This window comes from Thalassobellus sediminis (assembly GCF_044386045.1).
In the GTDB taxonomy this organism is placed as follows: Bacteria; Bacteroidota; Bacteroidia; order Flavobacteriales; family Flavobacteriaceae; genus Thalassobellus; species Thalassobellus sediminis.
In genome coordinates this window covers 1-385 of the sequence record NZ_JBISCD010000028.1, presented here as the reverse complement: position 1 = coordinate 385, position 385 = coordinate 1, and the positions used below count along the sequence as shown (strand labels likewise).

At 41.0% G+C, this 385-nt stretch carries 1 protein-coding gene; it reads right to left on the bottom strand.

Annotation, left to right across the window (positions count from 1 at the left end; all coding sequences use genetic code 11):
• Positions 1 to 385, bottom strand: a 385-nt coding sequence (locus tag ACH5TW_RS00375) for a hypothetical protein (RefSeq protein ID WP_439334491.1), incomplete at both ends; no start/stop codon positions are given.

Below are 385 nucleotides of genomic sequence, written 5' to 3'. Positions count from 1 at the left end.
TCGTATTACCACCCTCACATAAAACAGGAGCAGTAAGCGCACTAATATCTGTAGCTTGCGGATCACAACCACCAGTTACACTAAACCCAGCAATCCAATTAGCAAAGGCTGTATCTAAAGCCGCTTGGTCATTAAAGTCACAAGCATTTACAGTAAGATCTTGAACATCACTAATTGTTAAGGCATCAGCAGGAGTTACTGTAAATGTAGCTGTATCTTGCCCAGACTCACATAAGTCCGTTATGTTATAAGTTACACTCGTATTACCACCCTCACATAAAGCAGGAGCAGTAAGTGCACTAATATCTGTAGCTTGTGGATTAAAACCACCAGTTACACTAAACCCAGCAATCCAATTAGCAAAGGCTGTATCTAAAGCTGCTTG